Annotated in this window: 7 protein-coding genes; 4 read left to right on the forward strand and 3 right to left on the reverse strand. The window is 33.5% G+C overall.

The window, feature by feature from the left end:
- Positions 1–493: 493 nt before the first annotated feature.
- On the reverse strand, positions 494–796 hold the full coding sequence (locus EJK17_RS11925; protein WP_342769191.1) for a transposase: 303 nt from the start codon (positions 794–796) through the stop codon (positions 494–496).
- Between the two features lie 53 nt (positions 797–849).
- On the opposite strand from EJK17_RS11925, the gene EJK17_RS10690 reads away from it, so the two are divergent.
- The 4 genes from EJK17_RS10690 to tnpB all read left to right on the forward strand — a co-directional run bounded on the left by EJK17_RS10690 (position 850) and on the right by tnpB (position 5,138).
- Positions 850–2,463: an aryl-sulfate sulfotransferase gene (locus tag EJK17_RS10690; RefSeq protein WP_103662628.1), complete on the forward strand. Its 1,614-nt coding sequence runs from the start codon at positions 850–852 to the stop codon at positions 2,461–2,463.
- A 25-nt stretch (positions 2,464–2,488) separates the two neighbouring features.
- Positions 2,489–4,333 carry a Cna B-type domain-containing protein gene (locus tag EJK17_RS10695; RefSeq protein WP_246011986.1) on the forward strand — a complete coding sequence of 615 codons (1,845 nt, stop codon included), beginning with the start codon at positions 2,489–2,491 and terminating at the stop codon, positions 4,331–4,333.
- A gap of 284 nt (positions 4,334–4,617) precedes the next feature.
- Complete coding sequence (locus EJK17_RS11530) at positions 4,618–4,794, forward strand: hypothetical protein (RefSeq protein ID WP_168180799.1); 177 nt, start codon at positions 4,618–4,620, stop codon at positions 4,792–4,794.
- Positions 4,791–5,138 carry an IS66 family insertion sequence element accessory protein TnpB gene (gene tnpB / locus EJK17_RS10700; protein WP_103662630.1) on the forward strand — a complete coding sequence of 116 codons (348 nt, stop codon included), beginning with the start codon at positions 4,791–4,793 and terminating at the stop codon, positions 5,136–5,138. The genes EJK17_RS11530 and tnpB overlap by 4 nt, the downstream gene beginning before the upstream one ends.
- 205 nt (positions 5,139–5,343) lie before the next feature.
- Here the strand turns inward: tnpB and EJK17_RS10705 are convergent, their stop codons facing one another.
- Together EJK17_RS10705 and EJK17_RS10710 are read right to left on the reverse strand one after the other, a co-directional pair.
- Positions 5,344–6,660, reverse strand: coding sequence for a hypothetical protein (locus EJK17_RS10705; protein WP_127796422.1), 1,317 nt, complete (start codon positions 6,658–6,660; stop codon positions 5,344–5,346).
- A 212-nt stretch (positions 6,661–6,872) separates the two neighbouring features.
- Complete coding sequence (locus EJK17_RS10710; protein WP_127796423.1) at positions 6,873–7,253, reverse strand: YSIRK-type signal peptide-containing protein; 381 nt, start codon at positions 7,251–7,253, stop codon at positions 6,873–6,875.
- Positions 7,254–7,472 lie beyond the last annotated feature (219 nt).

Consider the following 7,472-nt stretch of genomic DNA (forward strand, 5'->3'; position numbering starts at 1 on the left):
ATTATAAAACTAAGCTTACAAAAATTATAGATTTGCAGGCTTATTTGTCATACTTTCGTTTAAAAATAAATCGACACAATTTTAATTAAGTCGTTAAATTATACAAAATAATAAAGCAAAACATACGATGATGCTTGACTTTACGTAGAAAAAAGCAAGCATAAAGCCAATGTCATTAAGTTAAGATATTGACAATTGAGACTAGACTTTTAAAGCACTGGTTTGACATTTAATTGTTTAAATTGGCGCTTTTTTTGTACGTCAAATAAAGCGCCAATTTTTAAGCTACGCGATATAAATAATATACAGCTGATTTTGGTTTTATATCTTTCTTATATTTTCGTCCTGGTCTGATTGGAACCGTATAATAACTGATTTGAATCAGAATCCTTTCAAATTCCTGTGATGAAGAAGCTGTTAAATGAATAATCGAGCATGATTGTTTGAAGTTAATAGAGTATTGATACTTGCAATGCCTTTGCGGGATATAAGCTTAAGCATCAATTTGACTGATAGCATTAATCATGTGAGCGTAGATTTCCATTTCGATGAATTTATCTTGTTTGGAATGAAACTGCACGCGGCCCAAAGAATACTTTAGCTTCTTGAAAGATGTTTCAATGTCCCAACGAAGATAATAAAGCTCGTTAATTCTTTTTAACGGATAATTTTTACGATCAAGATTAGTTAACACAACTCCCCATTCTACTTTATTAGAGTCAGGATCATTAATTCTTGATTTACAGGCTCTCTTGATCCCCCCCTTTTTTAGAGTAAAATAAGAATGTAGGTGTATAAAAAGCGGTTAACGTTCGGCTTAGTTGCTTGAAAAAAAGAGAGCTGCGAGAAATGAAAAAAATAACATTTTTTACTTTGGCTATAGCCATTTTATTTTGTGTTGTAACTGGTTTTTCTAAAAAAGATAGTGTAGAAAATAAAAATATAAAAATTCTTGAGTTAAATAGTGTTGTAACAAATGAAGATGACAATACTGTTGAAAATGGTAGGAAAATAGAAGCAAAACTTGAAAGATTAAAACAAGCAAAAGAGTATAACTTTCCCCAGATTTTGGCGGTGAAAGATCCGTATAAATTTAACACCACCGGTCTGTATGTATATTTCAAAACTGCAAAAGCAACAAAGATTAAAGAAAATATTAGTGTAGCCAATACTAAAAATTTCAAAAGATGGTTGAAGGGTAAGCGCCAATATAGTAAGACTCATGAATATCTTCTTACAGGAATTGTGCCTAGTAGGAAGAATATCATTACGCTAACAGCAGTTGATAAAAGAGGTAAAAAAAAGGCAATACGTTTTGTTTACAATGCTCCAAAAATACTAAGCGAGTCTTATAAAGGCTTAAAAATTCAAAGAGGAACAAGCAAAGCAAAACCGATTGACGGACTTTTCCTGGTGCCCATGAAAGAGAATACAAGTCTATTAATAGATGATGATGGTGTAATAAGAGGGGAGCTGAGGTTTAACCTTGTTAATGTGCAATTCAAGGATGGTTACTTGTATAATCTTATTGACTCAAAAATTAGCAAAGTTAATAATTTAGGACAAATTGAAAAAATTTATGGTTCTAAAAATTACGGAATACACCATGATTTTACAATTGCAAACGATGATTTATATGCCTTAGCTACTAATAAACAAGTGATGCAAAAAGAGAATCGTGTGTGTGACAGTGTAATTAAGATTGATTTAAAAGATGGAAAGGTCACAGAGCTTTTCGATTTTAAAGATTTAGTACCCAAGCTTTATAAAAAAGCTACAGGAGTTGTAAAGAACCTTGTATTGAACAATAAAGGGCATAGAGATAATATTCACCCTAACTCGATAAATTATATGGATGGGGCAGTTATTATAAGTTCAAGGGAAACATCCACGATTATGAAAATAAATGTTAGTGGAAATAAGCCTAAGATTGAGTATTTCTTGTCCGAGCCATCAATTTGGAAAAATATAGGCTATAGCGAATATCTTTATCAAAAAGTAAGTAATTTCCAACCTAATGCTGGGCAGCACTCTGTTCGTATTGAAAGAAATAAAAACTTTTCTAGGACGAAATACTATCTTTACATGTATGATAACAACAGCGCTATTATGGATAGTAGACCAGACTTTTCTTGGGATGGATTCAGTGGAGTTGTTAAGGTGCCAACTGTAGTTAATAAAAATACGGTTTTGCCTAAAGGTGCGAGATCATATTACTATAAATATCTGGTAAATGAAAAAGCGAGAACGTTTAAGCTGGTAAAAAAGATAGCACTGCCATTTTCCTTCTTCCAAAGTAATGTGATGGAAATCAATGGACATATTATTTATGGAACAAGTTTCAAAGGAGCTTTTGGCGAATTAGACAGCAATGGAAAAGCGATAAATAGTTTTATGCTGAAAGCAAACTCGCGGCCGTATCGAGTTGCTAAGTTTAATTTTAATGGATATTGGTTTGAATGAATGAGAAAGGAAAATTAATTTGGAAATGAAAAAGAAACTTTGGTCGCTGTTACTTGCATTAATGCTTATAAATACCACTATTGTGAGTGGCTTAAATTCAGTAACAGTAAGTGCAAATGAAATAAATGTTGTAAATCAGCAAAATGTTACAAGTGTAAATTCTGAAAAAGAGCAATCTCAAGTTAGTGTAAAGGATGGTAATGACCACGTTCAAAAAAATAGTAAAGAGCCATTGGGATTGGAAAATAATACTAATACTGATGATGTAGCAAGTAAGGAAAGAAAGCAAGAGAAACAGTCCACTCCAAAATTACAAAACTCTACCAAAATACGTTTTTATAACTATTCGGGAGACGATATGGCGGGCTTTTCTCCCAAGGTAGAGGTAATTAATAAAAATAATAATAGTGTTATTATAAGCGGAATAGTTCCTCAATTTATTAATGGTACAGCTGAGATTGATACTCTTAAGCAAATTGATGCTAATACAGCACTAATTGTTAAAATTGACGGTCAAGCAATAACTGAAACTCCAGAAGATATATCCATTGAGGGTAAAGAGTATGAAGCAAGTTTAAATGAATATAACAACTTCATTGATGTAAGTGTGCAACAAGTTAATAAACCTGAAGATAAATTTTTAAGAGTAAAAAAATATTGGTACGATTGTAATTTTAAGTATGAAATGGTCGAACCTTCGGCTACTATATCGACTGTAATGGCTTCATTTGTTGCTTTGAATGAAGAAAATTCACATTCTATAAGTAAAGAAAATGCATCAACCTCTCAATATTATGAATTAAATGATGGAACGGAACTTAATATCAATGCAGGAAAAGTTCTTCCTTCTAGTGAGATTCCTGTATCCGATATACGTGTGAGATTATACGTGGATGGTCAACCTACAGATCAGGTAATTAAACTTGGCGACAATAATAACTGGCAAGGTAAGTTTGACATAAGTAAGTATGTTGATAAGTATGGAAATTACGTTTCTAAAGATGGTCATTATTATCAGCTAACTGTAGTAGAAGAAGGTACTAAAGGAACTCAAATTAGTTTTCTGGGTAAAAGTTATAATGTGCTCTCTGTCTTAGGAATGCAGCATGACGCATATTTGTTTAATTCTGAAGCAGAGTGTGAATTGCCACTTAACATACCAGTCAAAAAGATCTGGAAAAATGAAAAAGGAAAAGTAGAAAAGGCTGCTGCGGATCTCCCTAAAATGATAAAAGTTTCGCTTATGGCTGGTAATAAAGTAGTACAAACACAGGAACTTAGTCAAAGTAATAATTGGCAGTATGTTTTTGAAAATCTTCCGAGATATGAAAAGAATACAGGGAAGGAAATAAAGTATTCTCTCAAAGAGGAAGCAGTCAAAGGCTATGATAGTCAAATTACAGGGGATATGAAAAATGGTTTTGTGATTACAAACGTCAAAATTCCAGGTGAACCTAATGAACCAACACCAAAAGTACCAGGTGAACCTAATGAACCAACACCAAAAGTACCAGGTGAACCTAATGAACCAACACCAAAAGTACCAGGTGAACCTGATGAACCAACACCAAAAGTACCAGGTGAACCTAATGAACCAACACCAAAAGTACCAGGTGAACCTAATGAACCAATACCAAAAGTACCAGATGAACCTAATGAACCAACTTCTAACGTACCAATCAAACAAAGGCAAGTTACAAGAATTTCAAGTAAATTAGAAAAAACAACCTCAGATAAGAAAATACCTAAAACGGGTGAAAACTCAAATATGAGTACTTATCTAGTGGGGACATTAATCGTAATGGCAGCAGCATTTTTAATTCTTACCAATTTTAAAAAGCATAAAATAGAAAATAAGAAGAGAAGATAATTATAAATTTGATGAAAACTGCCTGGTGATCCCCATACTTTAATACGTGGAGAAATAGGACCGGGAGTTTGATGACAGTTTTAAAGGGCTTTCTGTCAAATGGTGTTGATAGAAGTCAACTAAAATTTAATAATTAGATTAAGCATCAAGCTGCTAAGTACCAGCTTGATGCTTTTTCTTTGTCAATTTTTAAAGTAAGGTGAGCGTCAGATAACCGAGTGTCTTTCTTAGTCCTCTTTTTTCAGTTATTCTAAACTCATCAAAAATATTGGAGGGTTAGAATTATGCTCGAAAAACAACAGCCAATTGTGGCTTTAAATCATCCGGTTAGACCTAAGAAGACTCGACCACAGCGTAATAATTTATTACTTAGTTTGAAGAAGAATGATCTTGAACTTGATCTTTATAGTAGTTTAGATCCTGAGTTAATGAACAAATTACTTGAGAAAGTCTTACCATGATTAGGCTCAGTGACTTGGGTCAAGTTTATATTGTTTGTGGCAAGACTGATCTGCGTAAAGGTATTGATGGATTATCCATCGTAGTGAAAGAACAGTTTGACTTAGATCCTTTTAGTGGCAAAGTCTTTCTCTTTTGTGGCGGACGCAAAGATTGCTTTAAGGCCCTTTATTGGGACGGACAAGGCTTTTGGCTGCTTTATAAAAGATTCGAAAATGGAAAAATGAACTGGCCAAAGAATCAGAATGAAGTTCAAGCTCTCTCTGTTAAGCAGGTAGATTGGTTAATGGAGGGCTTTGCAATTAGCCCAAAAATAAAGAACACGAAAGCACGCGAATTCTACTAAAGCTTGACATCGCGCGCTTTTTTGATATGCTTTTGACGCTTACGACTTTTAGAAGAAAAATATTATAAAGAAAAAGAATCAAGCAACCATTATGAGGCAGTTTAATTCTTTCCATTTATTTTTTAGCAACAGAATTTGCCAAAAAATATGATTTCTGTCTTTTTAACTTTCAGTTATTACAAAAAATAAAAACCTATAGTAGAACTTATTTTGTATGCTTTCTATTATCACTCAGATTAAATAGGATAAGTACTGAAGCTAAAGCTACGCTAATGATACCAAGAATTGAGTTGGAATGTTTCTCTCCAGTTTGTGGCAAAATTTCTTTCTTTTGATTAACTGAAACAGGAGTTTTTGATTTAGGGTAAGTTGTTGGCTTTGGAGGGTTGGATGGAGTAGGAGGGTTAGATGGAGTAGGAGGGTTGGATGGAGTAGGAGGGTTGGATGGAGTAGGAGGGTTGGATGGAGTAGGTATAGTACTTCCAGAGATACTACCTGTATTAAAGCCAGTATAGGTTTGCGTTTGAGTATTATTACCAATTCCTGCTGCAGTCATATTAGGCAAAATAATTTTGGAATAAGAAACTGCCGGACCACTCCCCCCGTCAAAAGGTGAAGTCTCTTGCATTTCTTGTGGTAGTAATTGTGTATCAATTTGGAAGAAATAAGCACCTTTTCTTGAGTAATCTTGACCATCAACTAAGAATGGTCCATTTTGGTTAATCTCAATACCATTATTATTGAAAGTTTTGTTATCAGGATTTTGAGAAACTAAATTTCGTAAAAAGTTTTCAAAGTCGGTGTCTTCGTTTGCAAAAGTACCATTGCTGCCGTCATATTGCCCAACGATTTTTTGATAAATTTCTGAACTTATCTTAGTTCTGTTACCTGTTTGTGTAAGTAACTGAGGGTCAGTGATATGAAATACTTTAATGGACGAAGGTACAATTCTTTGATTATCGGTGAATTTAATAAATGCTTTAACATTGTCAAGTGGATCAAGGGTTGGTCCCACGCCTTTTCCAAAGTTCCAGTCAAACATATATTGCATTAAACGAGCTTGATTTTCAGGCCCCTCTAATTCATTTGCATTAACATTTTCAGGTCCGGTATAGGTTACTGATGCATTGTCGCTATAAGTTTCAATATAACTTCCATTTGAAACTTTTCCTGTTGAATTGGGGATAGCAGCGTTGTTAGGAATGTTATCGTTAGGATTCCAAGTAACCTTAGGACCAGAAATAAATCCGTGCAATATTTCTTGCTCGTTTACATGATCCTCGTATTTCTTAATAGTAGAAACAAATTCTTTTTGAACAGATGGAGTTTGAGGCAATTTAACAGTAACAGTATTCGTAACTTCAACAAGATCACTAGTAGAACTATCTGGTAAATTACCATTTACGCTAATTGAAATATTGGATGAATGTATTTGATAATTTTGCTCATTTCCGTGATAAGTAAATGTAAATGTGGTAGCATCATCATTATTTGAGGATGTAGTAGTCCAATTATCATTCAAAACAGGAAGACTGTCAGTTTTAACTTTTAAATTATGGTTACTGATAGAAATTGAAAAACTATCATTATCGTTAAAAACAGGAAGCGAGTCGCCACTTCCTGAAATGTTAACATTAACTTGACCAGAATTTCCATCGGTGACTAATTCATTGGTACCAGTTGTGGATATGTCAACTGTATACTGATCAGTAGACGTTGATACAGCCTTACTTTCTAGTAAAGAACTTCTAGAAAATGGGGGGTAGAACCACTGTTCGTATTTAAAGCTACAGTTCTACTTTCTACAGTGTTTCCATCTGTGGCAACGTTGGTAACTGAAGATTCTTCATTAGCTTTTTGTGCAGAAACACCTGTGTTAATATCACTAGATTTGACTATAGTTAGAGTACTATTTGTCGGTTGAATATTGCTGCTACTTTGTTGATTTCTTTCGAGTTGATTATTAGAAGCAGCTGCTTGCACTGAGTTATTAGTAACAAACAAAAAACTGGTTCCTAAAGCAACTGCAGATAAACCAATAGATAGTTTTCTAAAACCGAATTTCTGCTTGCTATATAATTTGGCATTAAATAAATTATCATTCTTATGTTTCATATTTAGACATTCCTTTTTAATTTAAAGAATTTTACATTTTTCGTTCACTTGTAATGAAACATTACAAAAATATCTACAAATCATATTATATCACGCGTGGTGCTAGTTAAATCGTTTTAGTTAATAAAAAAGTCCAATCTTGTTAGACTCGACTTGTAAATAGTAATAATAGAAAAGAGTCTGATCTGATTGAACTGCCTTAAGCTTAAGCGTTTTAGC

The organism is Lactobacillus xujianguonis (genome assembly GCF_004009905.1).
Taxonomy (GTDB): domain Bacteria; phylum Bacillota; class Bacilli; order Lactobacillales; family Lactobacillaceae; genus Lactobacillus; species Lactobacillus xujianguonis.